The 22,554-nt window shown below is 51.0% G+C and carries 17 protein-coding genes, 1 pseudogene and 1 other annotated feature; of the genes and pseudogenes, 3 read left to right on the forward strand and 15 right to left on the reverse strand.

The genetic code is table 11. From position 1 onward, the window contains the following. The first annotated feature begins 122 nt into the window (after window positions 1-122). Window positions 123-593, forward strand: coding sequence for a divergent PAP2 family protein (locus Q2J39_RS00715; RefSeq protein WP_230266849.1), 471 nt, complete (start codon window positions 123-125; stop codon window positions 591-593). Between the two features lie 134 nt (window positions 594-727). Then, entirely contained in the window at window positions 728-1,195 is a 468-nt protein-coding gene (locus tag Q2J39_RS00720) for a NifU family protein (RefSeq protein WP_288338819.1), read from the forward strand. A gap of 171 nt (window positions 1,196-1,366) precedes the next feature. Here Q2J39_RS00720 and Q2J39_RS00725 read toward each other — a convergent pair whose 3' ends face one another. Beyond that, the gene (locus Q2J39_RS00725) at window positions 1,367-3,757 is read right to left on the reverse strand and encodes a hypothetical protein (RefSeq protein WP_288338818.1); all 2,391 of its coding nucleotides are present in this window, start codon (window positions 3,755-3,757) and stop codon (window positions 1,367-1,369) included. 327 nt (window positions 3,758-4,084) lie between these two features. Then, window positions 4,085-4,828 carry an esterase family protein gene (locus Q2J39_RS00730; RefSeq protein WP_230266846.1) on the reverse strand — a complete coding sequence of 248 codons (744 nt, stop codon included), beginning with the start codon at window positions 4,826-4,828 and terminating at the stop codon, window positions 4,085-4,087. 414 nt (window positions 4,829-5,242) lie between these two features. On the opposite strand from Q2J39_RS00730, the gene typA reads away from it, so the two are divergent. Beyond that, window positions 5,243-7,087 carry a translational GTPase TypA gene (gene typA, locus Q2J39_RS00735; RefSeq protein WP_230266845.1) on the forward strand — a complete coding sequence of 615 codons (1,845 nt, stop codon included), beginning with the start codon at window positions 5,243-5,245 and terminating at the stop codon, window positions 7,085-7,087. A gap of 211 nt (window positions 7,088-7,298) precedes the next feature. Here the strand turns inward: typA and Q2J39_RS00740 are convergent, their stop codons facing one another. The 13 genes and pseudogenes from Q2J39_RS00740 to Q2J39_RS00800 form a co-directional block, all read right to left on the reverse strand. Further along, on the reverse strand, window positions 7,299-7,679 hold the full coding sequence (locus Q2J39_RS00740; RefSeq protein ID WP_288338817.1) for a hypothetical protein: 381 nt from the start codon (window positions 7,677-7,679) through the stop codon (window positions 7,299-7,301). A gap of 272 nt (window positions 7,680-7,951) precedes the next feature. Further along, a complete protein-coding gene (locus tag Q2J39_RS10765; RefSeq protein WP_353887473.1) occupies window positions 7,952-8,695 on the reverse strand; it encodes a rubredoxin in 744 nt (247 codons plus the stop codon). Next, a pseudogene (locus Q2J39_RS00750) lies at window positions 8,672-9,808 on the reverse strand (acyl-CoA dehydrogenase); the annotation flags it as partial. The pseudogene Q2J39_RS00750 and the gene Q2J39_RS10765, both read right to left, overlap by 24 nt. Before the next feature lie 269 nt (window positions 9,809-10,077). Next, window positions 10,078-12,702, reverse strand: a complete 2,625-nt coding sequence (locus Q2J39_RS00755; RefSeq protein ID WP_230266843.1) for a valine--tRNA ligase — start codon at window positions 12,700-12,702, stop codon at window positions 10,078-10,080. A 162-nt stretch (window positions 12,703-12,864) separates the two neighbouring features. Next, window positions 12,865-13,077, reverse strand: a binding site (T-box leader). A 209-nt stretch (window positions 13,078-13,286) separates the two neighbouring features. Next, entirely contained in the window at window positions 13,287-14,036 is a 750-nt protein-coding gene (locus Q2J39_RS00760) for an ABC transporter ATP-binding protein (protein ID WP_230266842.1), read from the reverse strand. Next, window positions 14,029-14,901, reverse strand: a complete 873-nt coding sequence (locus tag Q2J39_RS00765; protein WP_288338816.1) for an ABC transporter permease — start codon at window positions 14,899-14,901, stop codon at window positions 14,029-14,031. Before Q2J39_RS00765 ends, Q2J39_RS00760 begins: the two co-directional genes overlap by 8 nt. 192 nt (window positions 14,902-15,093) lie before the next feature. Then, window positions 15,094-16,152 (reverse strand): ABC transporter substrate-binding protein, encoded by a 1,059-nt coding sequence (locus Q2J39_RS00770; protein ID WP_230266840.1) that lies wholly within the window; start codon window positions 16,150-16,152, stop codon window positions 15,094-15,096. 724 nt (window positions 16,153-16,876) lie between these two features. Further along, a complete protein-coding gene (locus tag Q2J39_RS00775; protein ID WP_230266839.1) occupies window positions 16,877-18,058 on the reverse strand; it encodes a toxic anion resistance protein in 1,182 nt (393 codons plus the stop codon). A 162-nt stretch (window positions 18,059-18,220) separates the two neighbouring features. After that, window positions 18,221-18,931: a hypothetical protein gene (locus tag Q2J39_RS00780; RefSeq protein ID WP_230266838.1), complete on the reverse strand. Its 711-nt coding sequence runs from the start codon at window positions 18,929-18,931 to the stop codon at window positions 18,221-18,223. 210 nt (window positions 18,932-19,141) lie between these two features. Further along, a complete protein-coding gene (ptsP, locus tag Q2J39_RS00785) occupies window positions 19,142-20,848 on the reverse strand; it encodes a phosphoenolpyruvate--protein phosphotransferase (protein ID WP_288338815.1) in 1,707 nt (568 codons plus the stop codon). Between the two features lie 212 nt (window positions 20,849-21,060). Beyond that, on the reverse strand, window positions 21,061-21,396 hold the full coding sequence (locus tag Q2J39_RS00790; RefSeq protein WP_288338814.1) for an SdpI family protein: 336 nt from the start codon (window positions 21,394-21,396) through the stop codon (window positions 21,061-21,063). Between the two features lie 30 nt (window positions 21,397-21,426). Then, a complete protein-coding gene (locus tag Q2J39_RS00795) occupies window positions 21,427-21,750 on the reverse strand; it encodes a DUF1648 domain-containing protein (RefSeq protein WP_288338813.1) in 324 nt (107 codons plus the stop codon). Window positions 21,751-21,811: 61 nt separating this feature from the next. Further along, entirely contained in the window at window positions 21,812-22,135 is a 324-nt protein-coding gene (locus Q2J39_RS00800) for an autorepressor SdpR family transcription factor (RefSeq protein WP_230266835.1), read from the reverse strand. Window positions 22,136-22,554 lie beyond the last annotated feature (419 nt).

Consider the following 22,554-nt stretch of genomic DNA (forward strand, 5'->3'; position numbering starts at 1 on the left):
ACCATTTTCAAAACAAAGGAAAGCGCCCTCAGCCTGCCGAAGAGCACCTGCGCAAAAAACGTCCGCATTTTTTCAGAGCGGGTACAATAAAAGCGGTTCATGATGAGCCGTGAGGAGAAATTATGCTTCCTTCATCTCTTTTCCCGCTGCTGACCGCGCTGTTTTCCGCCTTTCTCGCGCAGATTCTCAAAATTCCGGTACATTATTTCCGTACTGGTCAATGGGACTGGAGTCAGGCGATTGCGTCCGGCGGATTTCCCTCCTCGCATTCTTCAACCGTGACCGCTCTGTCGATTGCGATTGGCATGCAGGAAGGCTTCAACTCCGCTCTCTTTGCGGTTACCGCAGTATTTTCCCTGATCGTCATGTACGACGCGTGCCATGTTCGCTATTACACGGGCAAGAATATTGAACTGACTCAGGAGCTGATCAAGGATCTTCGCTCTTCAGGCACGCTCTCTTTAAACAGCCCGCTCTATACGCAGAAACTCAAGACGGTTCTTGGTCACAAAATTGTCGAAGTCGTCGGCGGCTTTATTCTCGGTCTGCTCATTCCCTTTCTTATGGCCCCAGTCTTTCTCTGGTCCATGTAGACCCGGCAATTCAGTCACACCGCCCCTTTCGCCCAAATCCATTCAAAGAGTTTTTTGAACCGGAATCCAGTTTGGGATTAAAATCTTTTTTATGATCCAATGATTCAGTCTTTTAAGGAAAGGAAGGAACTGTCATGTCCGAAACAAAAGATCTTCAATCCGATGAAAAAGAAGTAAAAACGGAAGCTGCTCCCAAAGCAGCCGAATCCGTTGAAGAAAATACAGAAAACGCGAAGGCAGAAGCCAGTGAAAACGCCAGCGCAGAAGACGCTGCCGCATCGGCTGAGCAGAAAGTCGTCAGCGAAGACGACGGCACCTATACAATTCATCCGCTTGCGGAAGGCGAAAAGCTGACCCGCAAACAGCGCAACGTCTGGGAAGAACGCGCCGAAGGCATTGTCGAAAAGATTCGTCCGTACATTCAGATGGACGGCGGCGACGTGCAGCTGCTGGGCATTGACGAAGACGGCATCGCCTACGTCACCTTCCTGGGTGCGTGCGCCGGATGCATGATGGCCGGTGAAGATTTCTCGACGGGAATCCGTCTGCTTCTGCTGGATGAATTCCCGGAACTTAAGGAAGTCGTACTCGTCGGCGCTTAATCGATAAACCCTTTTTCCTTGTGTTCTGCTCGATTTCCCAGTCCCTTTAAAAGTCTGGCCGGTCCATGTGACCGGCTTTTCTTTATCCTTTCCTGCTTCCCGGTTTCAAATTCAAGCGTCCTCCTCGCCAGGATCTGCTCATCGAAACTTGGCAAAACAAAAACCAGACGGTCAGTCTTCCGTCTGGTCTTGTAGTTTCGTATCCCATTGGGCAATGGTTTCGAGCAGGACGTTTGAAGCCAGCGAAGCATCCAGCAGGGCCAGCTGTTCCATCCTCTGCAGAGCACTCGATTCAGGAAAGAAGGCAGCGCGTTTATCGAGCATCTGCCCGGCCAGAACGGAATCCAGAACGATCCATTTCGAAGAAGCGGAAGGATATTCTTCCCCTTCATTTTCGGGATCCTTTCCCGTTTGGATTTCTTCGACTTTTTGCGCGGCATCGATCCAGCCTCTGGGCAGGCGATTTCCGGGATAGCACTTGACGATCCGCTCAATTTTCGCTGCACTCATATTCGAATGCAGATTCTCGTTCATCCACGTTCCAGAAAGTCCGCCGTGGACCAGCGAAATGATTTCCTGCCTTGCGGAAGGCTTCAGCGATTTGGAAAGGAAGATCTGTGCGATTTCCGGGTTACGGATTTCTTCAACCCATTTTCGTTTTGGATACGGCAGGAGCACACGATCGGCCAGACGAAGCAGACTTCCTTGCTGCTGCAGCGTATCCTGCATTTCCAAAAAGGAAACGCCCGCAAGCAGAAGTCTGGCGGTCAGTCGAAGTTCATCGAGTTCAAGCGGCAGATCGAGCAGCCGCTTTTTCTCTTTCCGACTCAGGCGATCAAAGGTTTCCGGATCCAGAAACGACACAGCAGGCCCTTCGGTCTGCATGCCTTTATCCGATAAGAACAGAAGGTTTTGCGGATCAGCTGTCCCGGCGGCGCGATCGCTGTCGTTTCCATCTTTGGTAATTGTCTGGATCTGACGAAGCTGTTTTTCCTGTTCATCCGTCAGGACCGAAAGCGGAAGGTAGGCATTTTCCAGAAGAAGATGACGGCGAATGCCTTTTAATACGGAAGGACAGGCGTAAATCCGACAGAGCGGACGTATTTTACTGATCTTTGAAATCCAGTCGCCAAGCTGATCGTATTCCATATGGATCGAACGCTCGTTTTCGATCTCTCTGAAAACATCTGGATCGCCCAGACGCATAGAAAAATTCAATGCGTCATAAAGCCAGTACCCGTACAGACCGTTTTCTTCTTCAATCAGAAGCAGACTTTTCCGCGGCGGGTTTGAAAGCGAAGCCGCGCTCCATTCGGTTAGGACCGTTCGGACACGGGTTTTCAGATCGTTTTGAAACGCGTCCTGTTCAAAATAGGAAGCCAGACATTCAGCCCGTTTGGGAAGAGCACCATCGAGAATCGTTTTCTCCAGTTTTTGAATACCTGTCAGTACCCGGCTTTCGGTTTTTTTCAGAGCCTGTTCATCCAGAGACTGATTTTTCCGGTCCTGCTCTTCCATCAGCTTTCCGTACTGGGCTTCGATTTTGGCGGGATTCAGCGTCGACAGACTTTCATAGGGCATCTGCTTGCCGGCAAGTTCAACGAGCGCTTCAAGTGTTCCAGGCTGCAGGCCCTTTTTCATCCAGCGCTCGAGAAGTGACCCTTTTTTCCATTGCGGCTGCAACGCAAAAAGCACCGCGAATTGAGCCCGAAGCGTTTTTTCGTCAGCGGAATGGCTCGAAAGCGTACCTGCAGCAAGGGATTCTCCCGATCTGTCGCTTTCCTTTTTGGGAGTCGCTTTCTTTTTCCTCGCCTTTTTGATGGGGCGGGCTTTGGATGACTTATCCTGTGCCATATGGGAGCCGTTATTTTGTGCGAGCAGCTTCGCATACACATCTTCAACATCCAGAAGATGCCAGGACGGATCGATCTGTACGTGCAGGCGAAGCTTTTCGTTTTGCGCCTGCAAGGACTTCAGGCTCTCCTCACTCCAGCGCGAAGCAGGCTCATTCGATTCAAGTAAAGCGTCTGGATCCTCTTTCTGGACATTCGGTCTGGTTTCGAGAAAAAGGACAGAGCCGAGCAGCGCAGCCGTTTTGAGCGCTCTCGAATTTTCCTCATCCATCGAGACGGCCTGGCCATCGAGCTGGTATTTGCGCATCCACGACTGAACGTGGCTAGAGCGAATCTGCTTTTCGTCGCTGAACACTTCAAACTGCGCCTGCGGCCAGTGCGTTTTCAGTGCCTGCGCGGCTTCTTTTAACGCCTCATCCATGGCCAGCGCACCTTTTCGTCCGCACTTCGCTGCGAAGACAAACAGGGAGGGAAGGTTTCGAACCGCCTGCACATATTCCATTAAATACGGAATAGAGGCATCGTCTGCTTCCTGCAAGGAAAGCGAGTCCAGACGCTGACCGCGCACTTTTTTCGCCGCAGCAGTCTGCAGACGGGCATACAGATCCTTTTTTCTTCCTGCCGGCCAGGCCATCAGGCAGATCGTCTGCATCTGCTCGTCTTTAACGGCGGACATCCAGACCAGAATCTTCTCTTTTGTCAGTGCCATTTTGCTCTCCCCTTTCGGCAGTCGAAAAATATACGGACTGCACGTTTTTCATTGTAAGATTTTCCTGCGCGTACAAACAAGGCCAATTGTCCGGTCGACAGTCTGATCTGTATGCATTTTTCATCCTCTATCGGGCATCGTCTTTGGCAAATCTTCCGAAATTCGCCTTTAAAAAAGGGCTATACTTATGTTGTCCGGGTAACTGGACTACCTCCTTTCTTTTTAATATTTATCCGCTCCTTTTATCATATCTGGCGGAGGAAAATCATCAGATTTTCCAAGTAAAAAGGCACTGAGACGTCCAGTGCCTTTTTTTCGTATCGATGTTCAGACAAGCTGCGGCAGATATTCGAGAATCTGCTTTTCCCAGCTTGGCCAGTCGTGCGGCGTATCCGTACCCCAGAAATAGCAGGACGTGCAGATGCCTTTCTGATACAGAACATCTGCCAGACGGCGCAGATCGTTGGCGGTCTGGCTTTCCCAGTCGCCCTGTCCCACGACCAGGAAGCCTTTGTTCTGGTTGTACAGATCAATATACGGATGCGAAGCTTCCATATTGGGCATATAGGCTAACGGGCTGTTCTGATAAAAGTTGCCGTCAAAGTTATTATCGTGAATATAGCAGGAAAGATCGTAGACACCGCTCATGGCGAGAAGCTTATTGAACTTCTGCGGGAAGCGGAAGAAGAGGTTGGCCGCATGCGTTCCGCCCAGCGAGCAGCCCATGACCATCATCGGCTCATCCGGATCCTTGCCGGCTTTTTCATGAACGGAAGGCAGCAGTTCGTTCACGATGTAGTTGATCCAGCTTTCCTGCATATACATGCGGTGATCGCTGGGACCGTAGTCCGACCAGGTTTCTTTATCGATCGTATCGATCGTCACAAACTGGACTCTTCCCTCGTCCATGAACGGTTTCATCAGCTCAAACATCTTGCGGTCTTCCCATTCATAGAAGCGGCCGTCCTGACACGGAATGATCAGGCAGAGAATGCCCGAATCTCCGTACATCTTAAATTCCATATCCCGATCGAGATAACGGGAGTAATCCTTAAAGTATCTTATCTCCATAAAACACCATCCTGTTTCCAGAAGCCGTCCTTCTTCCCTTTCTATCGACATTTCTCTTTTCTGTCGATATCTCTTTTTTATCGACCTGCCTGTCATTTTTTTATCGGCGTATCCGACTTTTCCATCGACTGGTAAATCGCCCGAACCGAGCGAAAAAAGACGAAGAGGCAAAATAAGCGTTATACAGACGGCTAAAATGTTATTGAACTTTTTCATTATCTCATTTTTGGCTAAGACTGCACCCTTCCCTTTTAAAAAAGTGGATCCCCTTACAAAATGGAGTGAAAAAGGCTTCCGGGAGTGCGAATTGAAATCCTCTATGGCCCGGACTATAATTCTTTTGATTTTTACGGCCAATCTGACTGATCGCCGCATGAAATCATACGTTTATCCTGAAAATGGAAAGAGGACCGAATGTCAGATCAAGAAAAAATTATTAATATTGCGGTCATTGCCCACGTCGACGCCGGCAAGAGCACCCTGGTGGATGCCTTCCTTCGTCAGAGCGATGTCTTCCGCGATAATGAAGAAGTTGTAGATTGTGTCATGGATTCCAACGCTCTGGAACGGGAGCGCGGAATCACCATTTATTCAAAAAACTGTTCCGTTATTCACAACGGCGTCAAAATCAATATTGTCGATACACCGGGTCACGCGGATTTCTCCAGTGAAGTGGAGCGCATCATGGGAACGGTCGATACCGTTATTCTGCTGGTTGACGCTTCGGAAGGCCCGATGCCACAGACACGGTTTGTCCTTTCCAAAGCGCTTGAAGTCGGCCTGAAGCCGATTCTTCTGATCAATAAAATTGATAAGAAAGACCAGCGCGCCGAAGAAGTTGTGGATGAAGTGTACGACCTGTTTATCGATCTCAACGCGACTGACGAACAGCTTGACTTCCCGATTCTTTACGGCGTCGCCCGTGAAGGACGCGTTTCCCGCTCTTTAACGGAGCCTTCGGAAAATATCGAACCGCTGTTTGAAACCATTCTCGAACATACGCCGGTTTATCCGGACCGCGACGAGGAACCGGCTCAGATGCAGATTTCCGCTCTGGCCTATGACGACTATATCGGCCGTCTGGGCATCGGACGCATTACCCGCGGTACCCTCAAAAAAGGCGGCAGCTATATTCGCACCAACCAGAACGGTCTGGAAGAAAAGGAAACGATTTCCAATCTCTTTGTTTACAAGGGACTTTCCCGTACTCCGGTCAACGAAGCCCATTCCGGCGATATCGTCGTTGTTTCCGGCATGCCGGACGTTTCCATCGGCGATACGCTCTGCGATCCCGAATGCATCGAAGCTCTCCCCCACATTCCAATCGAAGAACCGACGCTTTCGATGAACTTCCACGTTAACAAGTCCCCGTTTGCGGGCCGTTCCGGAAAATACGTAACCAGCCGTAACATTAAGGAACGTCTGGAAAAGGAACTCGAAGTCAACGTCGGTCTGGAAGTAGAACCGACAGAAAGTGCCGACTGCTTCAAAGTCAGCGGACGAGGCGAACTTCACATTTCCATCCTGATTGAAAACATGCGCCGTGAAGGCTATGAACTTGCGGTTTCCAAGCCGGAAGTCATTCTCCACCGCGATGAAAACGGCCAGAAGGTGGAACCGGTCGAAGAAGTTGTCTGCATCGCGCCGTCGGAATATTCCGGCACCATCATCTCCAAGCTCAACCTGCGCAAGGGCACGATGGTAAACATGGACGAAGAAAACGGCTATGTGCGCCTGACGTACAATGCGCCGACCCGCGGTCTGCTTGGTTTCCGCACCGAGTTCATCAACGATACGCATGGCGAAGGTACCCTGCTTCGCCGCATTTCGGGCTATATCCCGTATGCGGGCGAAATTCCGCAGCGCATGCTTGGCGCCATGATTTCTACCGATACCGGTACAGCCATGACGTATGCCCTCTGGAACCTGCAGGAACGCGGTTCCCTGTTCATCTCCCCGCAGACCGAAGTATACGAAGGCATGATCATCGGTGAATCGTCCAGAAACATCGATATGGACGTCAACCCGCTCAAAAACAAGAAGCTGACCGCCATCCGTTCTTCCGGACGCGATGAAGCCATGCTTCTGACTCCGCCCAGAGTGTTCTCCCTTGAAGAAGCGCTCGAGTGGATCAACGATGACGAGCTCGTCGAAGTGACTCCAGATGCGATCCGTCTGCGCAAAAAAGGACTGACCGCACAGGATCGCCGGAACCTGTATCGCGAAAAGATGTCCGCACAGGCCAAAGAAAACGACTGATCGCAAACCGTTTTTCAATTTTGAATGATTCGCACAATCTTCACGCAGAATCCAGATTCGTCTGAATTCTGCGTTTTTCTTTGGGCGAAAGTTCCGGTATTCGATTTGGATCGAGCAGACAGGCCAAAAAGAAAACGCACAGTTTCGAGACTGTGCGCTTTATTCTTTCGTATTGGGCTTACGTATTGGACTGTGCTTATTCGGGGCTGGCTTATTCAGGAACTTTGCATTCCGCAGTCATCTTGGAAAAATCCGCCGTCTTTGGGTCTGCAGGTTCGGTCAGTTCAGCTTTGGAATCTTCTTCTTCTCTGGTAAGAAGATAGTCTCTGGCATTGATCGTCTCCGGTCCCCAGATCACGTAAAAATCTGGGGAGTGCTGCTGAATGGATTCCAGAACGAGACTGATTTCCTTCCAGGCCGGATGATCGACGGGCCAGTTGAAGACTTCTGTAATCATTGTCTCTTCCATCTCAAACAGCGTGCGCTTGATCGAGGCGATCGTTTCGTCTTTCAAATGATAAAAATGCTGAAAAAACTGAACGGCGTTCAGGCCGGGTTCGATTTTGGCGGCATCAAGAACAAAAGATTTCATATCGATATTTTAACATTGCCTGGGCCGACAAAGGCGGACGATGATATTTCCTTTTGAGAGCCTGACGTTCAAATGGATCCAGCTGGATGTTCGATTGGTGAAGATCTGTCGATTTTCTCTTTCCCAGTCCGCAGAAAAAACCTCCCCTTTGCAGCATGAAGCAAGCGAAGAGGAGGTTTGCGTTCGTTAAACCGAACATCCAATTCACGTATGTCTCGATTTCCCCTTTTTACTCAGGAAAACAGATCGAGAGAGCGTTCTGGTTTGTCGGATCAGGAAATTTTTACGAAGTCCGATTTGGCCGCGCCGCAGTACGGGCAGGACCAGTCTTCTGGAATATCTTCAAAGGCTGTGCCAGGGGCAATCCCGCTTTCCGGATCGCCGACGGTCGGATCGTAAACGTATCCGCAAAGGGTGCACTGGTAAACGTCGAGCTTCTTTTCCGGCTTTTCTTCTTCGCCCAGCTCTTTTTCGAGCAGCGGAAGAATGACGTTCATATCGCCTACGATGCCGTAATCCGCGTTTTTAAAAATCGGCGCGTTTGGATCGGTGTTGATCGCGACAACCATACCGGCTTTTTCGATGCCTTTCAAATGCTGCTTGGCACCGGAGATGCCCGCTGCGATATACAGTTTTGCCTGATTGGCCTTCTGACCGGACAGTCCAACAAAGCGATCCATGCTGGTGAAGTGATGGACTTCAGCTGCCGGGCGGCTGGAGGCAATCGCCAGGCCGAGATTTCTGGCCACATCGATGGCCGCATCCGCGTGTTCTTTCGTTTCCGCGCCCTGACCGATGGCGAGAATTTTCTGTGCATGCTCGATCGGCGTATTGAGATCTTCCCGGTTTTTGAAATCGAAGGAAGATTTCAGAATGGTCGCCAGTTTGCGGGCGTTGGCGGCATCGCTCAGTTCATCGATGATGACGCCTTTACGGCCTTCCGGCTGTTTTGGCGCATCCGCTTTCGGTTTTCCAGCGTCTTTTTTCTTCAGACGGCCGAGAATGCCGGAGGCAATAACAACACGCTGAATTTCGTTGGTACCTTCGTAAATCTGAGTGATCTTGGCGTCGCGATAGCGGCGTTCGACACCCATGCCTTTCATGTAGCCGCTGCCGCCGAAAATCTGCAGCGCATCATCGCACACTTTAACCGCCATATCCGAGGCGAAAAGTTTCGCCATGGCAGCTGCTGTGGAATACGGTTCGTGTTTCTGTTTCAGTTCAGCGGCCCTATAGACGAGCAGGCGGGCGGCTTCGATCTGGGTCGCCATATCCGCGAGTTTGAAGGAAATGCCCTGGTTTACCGCGATTGGCGCGCCAAACTGTTCGCGCTCTTTGGCATACGTGAGCGCGTCTTCATAGGCGCCCTGCGCAATGCCGAGAGCCTGCGCGGCGATGCCGATGCGGCCGCCATCGAGGGTAGCCATCGCAATTTTGAAGCCCTGGCCTTCAAGACCAAGCAGGTTTTCTTCCGGCACTTTGACATCCCTGAAGTTCAGTTCCGCAGTGCAGGAAGAGCGGATGCCCATCTTGTTATAGTGCGGGGAGCAGGTGAAGCCTTCCATTCCCTTTTCGACGATAAAGGCGCTGATGCCGCGCGTTCCTTTGGACGGATCGGTCGAGGCGAATACGACGTACGTATCGGCTTCCGGAGCGTTCGTGATGAAAATCTTATGTCCGTTTAACAAATAATATCCGTCTTTTTTGACAGCGGTCGTTTCGGTTCCGCCGGCATCCGATCCTGCGTTTTCTTCGGTCAGACCAAACGCGCCGAGCTTCTCGCCCGAAGCCAGCGGCTTGAGGTATTTTTCTTTCTGTTCAGGCGTACCGAATTCCGCGATCGGCCAGGTGCCCAGAGACGTATGAGCGGACAGAATAACGCCGATTCCGCCATCGAGGCGGGAGAGTTCTTCCACCGCGATCGCATAGGACAGCGCGTCCAGTCCGGCGCCGCCCATTTCCTTTTCGTATGGAATGCCCATCAGGCCGGCGTCTTTCATCTGGCCGACAAAGGCTTTTGGAAATTCATTATTTTCGTCGAGCTGCATGGCGATCGACGGAATGGATTTTTCGCCAAGCGCACGAACTTTCTGGCGCATCGCTTCATGTTCTGCATCAAGCGTGTACATAGCAGTTTCCTCCTTATAGATGTGGGGACTTTCCCCAATTCGAAAGTCCCATTAAAAATGCTGAATACGCTTTCAGTATAAATTGAAAACGGCGCAGAGGAACACCCACTTTTTTGGACAGGACAAGAATATATACGATTTGCGCACTTTATCATCTTCTTCAATAGATTCAGCGAAAATTGATCTTCCCGTTCGGCCGCACCTGGGCTGGGGAAGATCTTTGATTTTTTTGATTTTATTTTGCGGTGCTGAAAATGAGAACCGGCAGACTACGCCGCTTTTTTGGCCTGCAGATCAGCAAGTGTTTTGCGGGCCTGTTCGAGGGAGGAGCGGTTCTTTTCGAGTTTTTCCTTTTCCTGGTCAATCTTGGCCTGCGGTGCCTTGTTGACAAATCCTGGATTGGAAAGCATCTTTTCGCCGCGCGCTACTTCTTTTTCAAGACGGGCGACTTCTTTTTCCGCTTTGGCCATTTCGGCTTCGACATCGATCAGACCGGCCATCGGCGTACGGAGCAGAGCGCCGTCCACTTCGCGGACGAGCGTATCGTCGCCGGCTTCTACCGGGGTGAGGGTGACTTTCGCCATGCCTTCGAGCAGAGCCGTTCCTTCGTTGCTGAGCGGATAGCGGTCTCCATCGCTCGTTACGACATCGATAGCAATGACTTCGCGCGGTTTCATTCCGTACTGCGTCTTGATTTCACGAACGGCTTCAATCGACGACAGGATCAGATTCATGTCGCGAACCGTTTTCTCATCGGAGTAGAATTCGACTTTTTTGGGCCAGGATTCTTCGTTGATGCTGTCCTTGCCAAGTTCGAGTGCCTGATAAATGTGATCGGTCACAAACGGCATCATCGGAGAAAGCAGAATCAGAATGGCGCGCAGAACGTAAACGAGAATGGCGACGGTGTTTTCACGCGTCTGCGGATTTTCGGAGTTGAGCGCTGCCTTGGAGAGTTCGATGTACCAGGAGCAGAAATCGTTCCAGACAAAGTTATAGAGCGCATTGCCGGCCAGACCCATTTCGTAGCGGTCGAGATTGCGTTCGACATTGTCGATCGTTTCGTTCAGGCGGGCCAGAATCCACTGATCGGCTTCGGAAAGCTTTTTGAAATCCGGATCGGCTGCCGGTTTTCCGTCCATCTGCATCTGTACGTAGCGGGACGCGTTCCAGATTTTGTTAATGAAGTTCCAGGCCTTGTCGATCTTGGCTTCATCGAAACGGGTATCGAGACCGGGAGCGGAGTTGGTGGACAAAAAGAAGCGAAGGGCGTCGGCGCCTTTGGCGTCGATGACATCGATCGGGTCGATGCCGTTGCCTAAGGACTTGGACATCTTGCGGCCCTGCGCATCGCGGATCAGACCGTGAATGAGAACGTCCTTGAACGGACGGTTGTTCGTCATATGACGCGCCTGGAAGGCCATGCGTGCGACCCAGAAGAAGATGATGTCATAGCCGGTAACGAGCAGATCGGTCGGATAGTAGCGCTTGAAATCTTCGGTAATATCCGGCCAGCCCAGCGTGGAGAACGGCCAGAGGGCGGAAGAGAACCAGGTATCGAGAACGTCTTCGTCCTGCGTCCAGTTTTCCGGATCCGCCGGCGCTTCTTCGCCGACATAAATTTCACCGGTTTCCTTATTAAACCAGGCCGGGATGCGGTGACCCCACCAGAGCTGACGGGAAATGCACCAGTCTTCAATGTTTTCAAGCCACTGCGTAAAGGTGTGTTCAAAACGCGATGGGATGAAGCTGATTTTTTCATCCGTTTTCTGTGCGTCAAGAACCGCCTGCGCCAGCGGCTTCATCTTTACGAACCACTGTTTTGACAGATACGGTTCGGCGATGACGCCAGTACGTTCGGAATGGCCGACCTGATGCGGATGGTCTTCGATATGATCGACAACACCGGCGGCTTCGAAATCCCTGAGCAGCGCTTCGCGGCATTCGAAACGGTCCATGCCTTCGTATTTATGCGCCAGTTCGTTCATCGTGCCGTCCGGATTCATGCAGATCGGCATTTTCAGACCGTATTTCTTCGCAAGAGCAAAGTCGTTGGGGTCGTGAGCCGGCGTACATTTCATGACGGCTGTACCGAAATCCATATCGATATAGTCGTCGGCCATGATCGGCAGCGCTTCGCCGTTGGCCGGGTTGATCGCGTGCAGACCTACGAGATCGGAATAGCGCTTGTCATCCGGGTGAACGAAAATCGCCTGGTCGGCAAACATCGTTTCCGGACGGGTCGTCGCGATAATGAGTTCTTTTCCGGTTTCCTGCACGGTGTACTTGAAGTAGTACATCTTGCCTGGAATTTCCTTATGGATAACTTCAATATTGGAGAGCGCGGTCATCGCCTGCGGGTCCCAGTTGATGATGCGTTCGCCCTGATAAATCAGGCCTTCGTTGTACAGCTGTACAAACACTTTGTTTACGGCTTTGTTCAGACCTTCATCGAGGGTAAAGCGTTCGCGGCTGTAGTCGAGGGAAAGACCCATCTGCGCCCACTGCTGACGAATAAAGGAAGCGTATTCTTCTTTCCACTCCCATGCGCGCTCTAAAAAGCCTTCCCGACCGAGATCATAGCGGCTGATGCCTTCGCTCTGCAGGCGGGCGTCGATTTTCGCCTGCGTGGCGATACCGGCATGGTCCATACCCGGCAGATACAGTACATCGTAGCCTTTCAGACGTTTATAGCGCGCCGCGGTATCCTGCAGCGTGTTGTCCCACGCGTGACCGAGATGCAGCTTGCCGGTTACGTTTGGGGGCGGAATCACAATCGTATACGGGATTTTGGATGCGTCACCCGCTGTGAAATACCCTTTTTCGATCCATTTCGAATAGGTTTCGGGCGTTTCTACCAGCTTGTGATCGTATTTCTTGGAAAGTTCTTTCATCGCTCAAGCTCCTTTTCTATTCCTTGCTGAATTTTTTATTTTACGGATCTCTCCAGGCGGATCACACGATCCGGCCGCGGGTTTGCGGCACTGTCTCCTGCACCGCAAATGAATCCGGAGTAAAACCGAATGCAAAAACAAAAAACGCGGGGCTTTCTTCCTGTTCAGGACGAGAAAACCCCGCGGTACCACCTTCATTGTCTTTTCGTATCGAAAGACCGCTCAGCCTAACGCGGCGAAAACGTCAGCTCCTACTGTACAGTTCAGAGCCGCTGCTCCCAGACTACCTTCCCTGCTGCTTCTGGCTTTCTTTCACCAACCGAAAGCTCTCTGCATGTCCCGCGAGCAGGTACTCCTTCTGTTCTTTGCATTTAATAAGTAGTGTAAACATTTCAATCGGAAACACAAGCCGAAATCCCCAGGGCTATACAAATCTTCTTTCAATTTTCGTCGGGTTTCGAATGCTTTCGATCCGCAGTCATTTAAAACGGACAGCCATCCAGAAAGGAGAGGCTGTCCGTTTAAGAACAAATGTACTGCAGATCGTACCCGTACAAGATGGAAAAATGAACCCAGGCGAAGCCTTAAATATCGTAAAGGTGAATCAGATCTTCGAGGGTCAGGCGCGCCTTTTCTTCTCCGGAAAAGTCATGCTTAATTTTGCCGTCCTGGAAAATCAGCAGACGGTTTCCGTTTTCAAGCGCGTCGCGCAGGTTATGGGTGATCATCAGCGCGGTAATGTGATCGCGTTCGATAATGTCGTTGGTAATCTTGAGAATCTTTTTGGCGCTGACGGGGTCCAGCGCGGCGGTGTGTTCGTCGAGCAGAAGCAGCTTTGGCGGATGGGCAACGGCCATCATCAGAGAAACCGCCTGGCGCTGACCGCCGGAAAGCAGGCCGATCGGTGTTTTCAGACGATCTTCAAGACCCATGTCGAGCTGGCCGAGAAGAGACTTGAACTCGGCTTCCTGCTTTTTGCCGACCGCGATCGCAAACGGATTACGGCCTGAGGAAATGGCCAGACCCATGTTTTCTTCCACCGTCAGATGCGGTGCCGTTCCCTGCTTCGGATCCTGAAAAAGACGGCCGATGCTGCGGGAGCGAACGTATTCCGGTTCGTTCGTCAGATCTTTTCCGTCGAGCAGAATTTTTCCGGTTTTCGCCGGCGCATTGCCGCTGATCACATTGAAGAATGTCGACTTTCCGGCCCCGTTGCTGCCCAGAATCGTGACGAATTCGCCGGGATGAATGGTGACGCTCACGTGATCGAGCGCTTTCTTTTCCAGTGTGGTTCCTTCGTTAAACAGAACCGAAACGTCCTGAAGTTCAAGCATTTTTCTTCCGTCCTTTCATGTATTTCTGGATCGCTGGAATCGAGATCGTCAGAGCAACCAGAATCGAGGAAACGAGGTTCATGTCGCTGGCCGCAAAGCCAAGACGCAGCGCAATCGTGTAAAGAATTCGGTACAGAATGGCGCCGATCGCCGAAGCGATCAGACCCATAGTGACGTTTTTCGGACGGAAAATGGCTTCGCCGATGATGATGCCGGCCAGACCGAGAACGAGCATGCCGGTACCGCCGGAAATGTCTGCGAAGTTCTGGAACTGCGCGAGCACGGCGCCGGAAAGACCGACGAGCGCGTTGGACAGCCCGAGACCGAGAAATTTCATACGGGAGGTGTTGATCGAGGACGAGCGGACCATCTGTTCGTTGTCGCCGCTGGCGCGAAGCATAAGACCCAGGTTGGTTTTAAAGAAAAAAGCCAGAAGGACGATGATCAGAACGACAACCGCAAGCAGAACATAAAGTCTTGTCGACGGGTTGGAAAAGAGCGTCTGCGCCGGTTTGCCGCCGGAAAACAGGTTGACGGTCGGCGAGCCGTTCATAATGCGCAGGTTGATCGAATACAGCCCGGTCATTGTCAGAATGCCGGCCAGAAGGGGCTGGATTTTCATTTTGGTCATCAGAAATGCGGTGACGCATCCGCAGAGGGCGCCGGCGATCAGGGCGCCAAATAGACCGAGGACTGGATGGCCCGCGAGCGTCATCATGGCGCAGGCGGCAGCTCCGGTTACAAACGAACCGTCTACCGTAAGGTCCGGGTTGTCCATGATGTTGACGGTGATGTATTCACCAAGCGAGAGAATGGCGAAGATCAGACCGAGCTGGACGGCATTGAGAATAAGATCTGCAGTCATAGGTTCCTTTCTTTACAGACTGAACCGCCCGGATTCGGGCGGTCAGCAGATTTCCTGAATTTCTATGTATTTCTATTTCTGTGTACTTCTATTAGACGTGCCTTTTGAGACAAATGTTTTTCCTGTTCGAGACAGCTTACGAGCGTGTCGTCTGGAATGTTAAGACGCTTTGCCGCGAGTATGACTTCTTTTTTATTCGAAGGAAGTGACCATTTTCAGATTTTCCTTGCCGGAAAGATCTTCGGGGAGGGCTACTTTGGTTTTTCCGTTTTCGGAAAGCTTATTGAGGAGTTCTTCGTTAACGTAAATGTTCAGATTGTCCTTGAACACTTTGACCGGCATGTCGGCTGGAGATTTTCCGTTGAGAACATCGATCGTCATACGCGCGGTTTCTCTTCCAAGTTCTTCATAGTCGATGCCGACCGTCGCAAAGCCGCCGGTCTGTACCATGGAATCCGCGCCGACATAGTAAGGAATGCCGGCATCGGCAGCAACCTGTCCAAGAGACGCCATTCCGGTTGCAACCGTGTTGTCGTTGGGCGAGAACATGGCGTCGACAGAAGAAGCGAGTTCGACGGCTGCCTGCTGCATCGTCGTATTGTCGGTTCCAGTACGTTCAACCACTTCGAGTCCTTTTTCCCTGGCGTAATCCTTGAAGCGCTTCACATTGGATACGGAGTTGGCTTCGCCGGTATTGTAGAGAACGCCGACTTTATGAATCTCCGGGGAAAGCTCAAGTATCAGATCGACGATCTGTTCAACCTGTACTTCGTCGCTTGTACCAGTAATGTTTCCGCCTGGTTTTTCGAGGGATTCGACAAGGCCTGCGCCGACGGGATCGGAGACCGCGGAGAAGACGACTGGAATTTCGGTGGAGTAGTTCTGGGCACTCATGGCCGTCGGTGTAGCGATGGCTACGATGACTTCGGAACCGTCGGCTTTGTAGCTCGACATGATGGAATCCAGACTGGATGTCTTTCCGGCCGCGTTCTGGTAGTTGATGGAGACATTTTCGCCATCGGTGTAGCCTTCGTCTTCAAGCTCATCGAGGAAGGCCTCCCGAATCGTATTGAGAGAGGGGTGATCGACCAGCTGCGCCAGTCCGATCTGATAGCTTTCGTTTGAAGCAGCGGCTGTACTGGAGCCTTTGGCACTGCTGGACGCGCTGTTTGGGGAAGAGGAGCAGCCTGCAAAAAGCAGGGACGCCGCGAGGGCAGCACTCGCAAATTTCGCTGTTGTTGTTCGTTTCATCTGTATTTCCTCCTGATTGACTGGATTCGACAATCGGACTTCCCGTATTAAACAAAAAGTCCTGTTCCAAAAGAGTTTTCCTCTTTCGAAACAGGACAGAATAATTTTCTGCGGTACCACCTGTATTGGCTGACGCCCTCTCATCGAATGCGAACACATTCTACTTTCTGTAACGGGAAAGGCCCGGCTTTGCTACTGAATTCACATCGCCCTTGGAAGTCCATTTGCAGAACGGTAATTCTCCGGCTTGCACCCTCCCGGATTCGCTTTAATCCCTTTTTCTGTTTGATCTCTTCCGCATCGGTTTGCTGGTTTCTTTATGGTTTGCATGGTACTCCGCCATCTTTCGCTTGTAAAGAAGATTGAGCACTTTTTATGGGAATCGCTCATTTTCGGATGCTTCGTTACATTTTTGTTACAGGATTTACATTCGTTTACATAGACCATCTTGCCTGGATTTGAAATTCCCTTTTCCTTCGCTTTTTCTTCGGCTGTTCATTGCGGTTTCATTTTTGAACATGCATGAATCCGGCGAGTATTTACTTTATATAAAGCCGATGATTATCACTGGCGCGATTCAGCGCTGTTCAGATTCCGGCTTGTAAAAAGCCAGACGCCTTCCCTTTCGGCTGACGTCTGGCTTTCGATGGTCTTTAAAACGTTTTCGCAGATTCAAAACGAAATGCAGAAACTTCTCTGTCTTCGGTTTTGACCGCGTCTGTTCTTATTCCGGAAGTTTTGGCAGGGACTGGATTTTCGGATCGGTTTCGAGACCTTCGCGATACGATTTCGCGGTTTCAATGCGGTCCATGCGTCTTGCGCCTTCGTCGGCGAGTTCACGGAAGGCATCGATCTGCGTTTTGAGCTGCGGGAGTGCCTTTTCACGATAGCTTTCCACCGCATCGAGCGCTTCGTACGTATTGCGGAACGCTTCCTTGAGCGTTTCTACGGATACGTTGGCTTCCATCGCCTGCTGCTGGATATCAGCGCCCTGCTGCTTGAGCATGACAGAAGTCGAGCGGATCAGATCGTTGGTGGTCTGGTTGATCAGTTTGACTTTATCGAGAACAATTTTCTGGTTGTACAGAGCGGAAGCTACGGTTACGGCGGTACGCAGCGCGGATACCGTTACGTGCTTGGCGCGGTCGACTGCACGGATGAGTTCCTTGTTGTTGCGGCGAACGATTTCCATGGCGAAATAACCCTGCTGGTTTACCGCCTGCATCTGCTGCAGATCCATGACTTTCTGGCGCAGCGGGAACAGCACTTCGTCCTGAATGTATTTGATTTTTTCCGGATCTTCGTTGTTGACCTGGGCCTGTTCAAGTTCGCGGGTAATCGCTTCATCCATCTGCATGCCCAGTTCGATCTGCTTGCCGAGTTTGACGGTCAGATCGCGCAGGGAAACCTGCTCGATTTCCAGAGTCGTATTATCGGCGACGAGCGCTTTGCGGCCTTCATCGAGCGACTTCAGGATTTCTTCGATCTGCGCGTCCGCTTTTTCATAGCGCTGGAAATAGTTGCGGACCGGGTTGAACATGCGGCCGAAAATGCCGTTGTTATTGAAATTGATGCCGGACGGATCGAGTTCCTTCATTTCCCGGTTGAGCATGGCCAGCGATTCCATGACCTTGCTGCCTTCGCTGCCGGTTTTGGCCAGATCGCCGAGCGTCGTTTCCAGAATCTTGTTTTTCTGGGCGGATTTTTCGACGACGTCTTCGCCAAACGATTCGATCGTCTGCGCGATGCTGCGGCGTTCGTCCAGAGAATCGAGGTTAATCTGCATTACTTCGCTCGCATTGGCCGCAGCCATGCTGCCAAGTGCGGTTTTCTGCTCGGGAGTCGGATCCAGCTGTTCGGTGACTTTTTCCTTATCCAGCTCATCTACATTCATGCTGAAAGCCATTCTTCATATCTCCTTTGTCCCATACGGGTGTGTCTTATCAATTATTGTGACATAAATCCAAACGTATTGTGACATAAATCCAAACGGATCGGTATTGCCTGCCGATCCATACCGCCTGCGGATGCCGATTTTGACAACCGCCTGACCTGTGCATACAGCCGCTCAGTTCTGCTGGCGGTAAAGCGGCGTCTGCGCAATCAGATCGCTGAGCTCTTCCATTTCCGGAAGGGTCTTTAAGGAAGCGTCGCTGCCGGAGAGCTTATTGAGCTCGGCGAGGAGCCGGTCGATGCGCGAAAGGATTTCTTCGTTTTCGGCAATTTCCTTACGAACGGCGTCCATCTGTTCGGCATACGGTTTAATGGCGTCCGTATACTGCTCATGATTGCGATGCAGCTGTTCATAGCCGTCTTCATCAAAAATTTCCACGCGATGGATGATGTCGTTTACGTTTTGTGCATAAAGCGTATAGACGCCGTTGATGATTGAGGCAAAACGGGCTTTGGTCGTTACGGAAGAGCCAAACTGTTCGTTGAGCGTTTTGTCGAGAAGCTCCGCTTTCTGCAGCATGCGCTCGCACTGCGTCGTCAAGTCGCGCATTTCCTTTTTCATCGATTTTGGAGACGTCTTACGAACTTTTTTCGCCGCTTCTTCGATGACTTTTCGATCGACCAGCTTCGTCTCTTCCGGCTTGCCGCCTCTGGATGCGCTTTTTAACAGGAAGGAAGCCAGCAGGCCGCTGGCTACCAGACCGGCGCCGGCAACGATCAGACCGGTCGATAAAGAGAGGGTCAGCCAGAGAACGATTCCGGCGATGACCGATGCGATGCATCCGCCGATCAGGACATTCCGGGCTGCTTTTTCTTTTTTGTTCATACAGTTAACTCCTGCGCAGAATTCTGCGCATTTTTCATTTTATGGACAGGGTCACGTCCCATCGGTTCAAAAACCGCTGGCGAACTGTCCCTGCTTACCAGTATACGAAAAGGCCCGTCCGGACGAATCTTACAAAATCGCCGAACGGGCTTAAAACATTCCATTTGGGTTCAGTACAATCGGCGCATTGAAGCACGCGGACCGTACAGCTTATTTGGAAACTTCTTTTTTCACGTAGTCGAGAACTTCGTTGGCGGTATCGAGATTCAGGCAGTTCTGCGCCATCGTCTGCATTTCCTTATAGGAAAGGCCGTTGACGATTTTGCGGGCTTTCAGAATCTGGGTAGCCGACATGGAGAATTCATCGAGTCCGAGACCGAGCAGGATTGGAACGGCGTTGGGTTCGCCGGCCATGGCACCGCACATGCCGACCCATTTGCCGTTTTTGTGCGCACCCTGAATTGTCATGTTGACCAGACGAAGGATGGCGGGGTTGAACGGCTGATACAGGTAGGAAACCTTTTCGGACATACGGTCTGCAGCCATGGAGTACTGGATCAGGTCGTTGGTACCGATCGAGAAGAAGTCTGCGTATTTGGAGAATTCATCCGCGAGTACAGCAGCTGCCGGGATTTCGACCATCATGCCGACCTGGATGTCATCCGATACGGCTACGCCTTCCGTGAGCAGTTCGGCTTTGCATTCTTCAAAGATGGCTTTGGCATCGCGGAATTCACCGATCGTAGCGATCATCGGGAACATGATGCAGAGCTTGCCGTAAACGGAAGCACGGCAGAGCGCACGCAGCTGGGTTTTGAAGATGTCGGTGCGATCGAGGCACAGACGGATGGCACGGTAGCCCAGGAACGGGTTCATTTCTTCCGGGAATTCGAAGTAGGACAGACGCTTGTCGCCGCCGATATCGAGCGTGCGGACTACGACTTTCTTGCCCTTCATCGTTTCGAGTACCTGTTTGTATACCTGGAACTGCTCTTCTTCCGTTGGGAAGTGATCGTTGTCCATGTACAGGAACTCGGTACGGAACAGACCTACGCCTTCGCCGCCGTTGGTAATAACCTGTTCAGCGTCCTTTGCGTTTCCGATGTTTCCAGCCAGTTCAACTTCATGACCGTCGGTCGTGATCGATTTGGCGTTGATCAGAATCTGGAGTTCTTTTTTCTCTTCGAGATATTCGGTTTCTTTTTTCTTCAGTGCAGCGGTCGTTTCTTCATCCGGATTGACGAAGACTTCTCCATCGATGGCGTCGAGGCCAATGATGTCGCCGTTGTTAATCGCATCGAGAGCACCGGCAGTTCCGACAACAGCTGGGATTTCAAGCGAGTTGGCCATGATGGCGGAGTGGCTGGTTTTGCCGCCGATTTCGGTAACAAAGCCTTTTACGTATTCATTGAGCTGTGCAGTGTCCGACGGGGTCAGATCGTGTGCAACGATGATCGTCGGTTCGCTGATGCTGCTCAGATCCGGGATTTCCAGGCCGAGCAGGTTGCAGAGCATACGGAACGTAACGTCCTTAATGTCTGCCGCTCTTTCACGGAAGTAATCGTTATCCATGCTTTCGAACATGGCGATCATATTTTTGGAAACGACATCCGCCGCGTATTCCGCATTGACTTTGTCGTTCTGGATCATCGTTTTCATCTGTCCGGAGAGTTCCGGGTCGTTTGCCATCATCAGATGGGCATCAAATACGGCCAGTTCCTCATCGGAAAGGCGTTTGGCTGCCCTTGCCTTTACGCCTTCAATATCGGATACGGTTTTGCGAAGAGCCGCATCCAGCTTTTCAATTTCAGCTGCCGGATCAGCGTCTGTGCGTTTTTCAATGACCACAACAGGCTGAACGAGTTTGTACGCTTTTGCGCAAGATACGCCTGCTGAGGCGGCGATTCCTTTTAACATGCAGAAAATCCTCCTCTGTCTACATATTTCTCATCAGAGAAATTTTATCACAAAACAAATGCAGAATTCTGACTCCTTTTGCATTATCAACAACTGCAGGCGATTCGAAGAATGCGTTTTCGTCCGTCGGCTTACGCAAAGAGACTTTTTGAGCAAGGAAGCTTGCAGGCAGATTCGCCAGAAAAAGGATCTTTTTCTTTCGGAACGGCCGCCTATTCTGTTTTCTGGCTTTCCCGGTCCGCTAATCGGTGTGCGTAAATCGACAGTCCCATGGTTACGAGCAGACTTCCGCCGATCAGAAGGGCGAACATGAGAACTTCATTGTAAGTGAACGCCGCAAAAATCGTCAGCACGCCAAGCTGCGTCAGAGCATATCCGGCTGCACGGTTCGTTTTCTGCCATACGGATTTGGAAGAAAGCGTACTTTGCGTTCGAAAGCCAAAATAGCTGTTCTGTCTGGCTTTTGGCATCAGGTTTCCCAAAATCACGAGAAGAAGGCCGATCAGACCGCTGATCCAGGTTGTGATCCGAAAGGCGTCTGTGTTCATAAAGAGCAGGATGCCGATATATACGATAGTTCAATAAACGGAATGGTCAGCAGAAGCAGGTTTTCGATGGACGGAGACTGGGCGCTGCCTTTTTTTGAAGAAGAACGTAGTTCCAAGACAGAAGGCGTCCGCTGCGACAAACATCCAGGGAAATCCGAAAAAGAAAAGCGAGGAAGAAATCCAGTTATCCGGCGTTCCCTGAAAGTTAAAGTGGATGGGGATCTGAGCGGGCATGGAAGAGAGACAGAAGATGCCAGCAAGCTGAGGAAGAAGACAGAGGCCGATGGAAAAGGCGATCTTGCCTCGGGTAAGCGAAGCCGGTGCATGGGGTTCAGTGGAATTTGCATTTTTCATAAAAGAAGCTCCTTTTGTTTCGTTTTGGGAATTTTGGCCTTTTCCATTTTCTCTTTCCGATTCAGATTTTCGCAGCGGAACTTTCGGAGGGAACCGAATTCGAATCCATCTGTTCTGCCGGTGCGGTATTCAGCAGCGACTGGATCCAGATCGCCGCTTCTTCCAGTACGGAGGCGTTCAGTTCATACACCAGGAACTTGCCGCTGCGCTCACAGCGGACAAGACCAGCCGTCTTTAAAGCGCTCAGATGCTGGGAAACGGCTGCTGCGGAAATGGAAAAATGACGGGCAATTTCTCCGGCGTTCATGGACTGCTCACGAAGCAGATCCAGAATCTGTCGATTAATCGGATCGGAACACGTTTTAAGCACGTTCTGTAAAGCCATAGCACTGTCTCCTTTCTGTGTTTCTTTTCTTTCTCTTCCCTTTTATGAAGCAAATCACACAGGCCCTGACTGGGGATCATCTGCCTCTGGAATTTGAATCCACTGAGAAAAGAAAGATGGATTAAACGCTTTATCTTTCTGTTATTTAATCATTTAAGCAAATGCTTATATGTTTAAAATCATCTTAAAATCCCGGTCTGGTTTCGTCAATGAAAATCAATTCACTCCCTTTCTGACCTGGCTGCCGGGAAGGAAGCGAAAAAAAGACGCCCTGTTTCAGGCGTCTTGAATGGGTAAATTGAATGGGTATATACGAGTGTAAATACTGGATTTGGCAAAGAGATCAGTAACAATCCAGAATCGTTTTTTCTTTCCCTGTGTTCAGGAAATCTTTTTCCTCTTTGGACAGAACGCTGCGA

The sequence above is a fragment of the uncultured Allobaculum sp. genome, from assembly GCF_948576815.1.
Lineage (GTDB): Bacteria > Bacillota_I > Bacilli_A > Erysipelotrichales > Erysipelotrichaceae > Allobaculum > Allobaculum fili.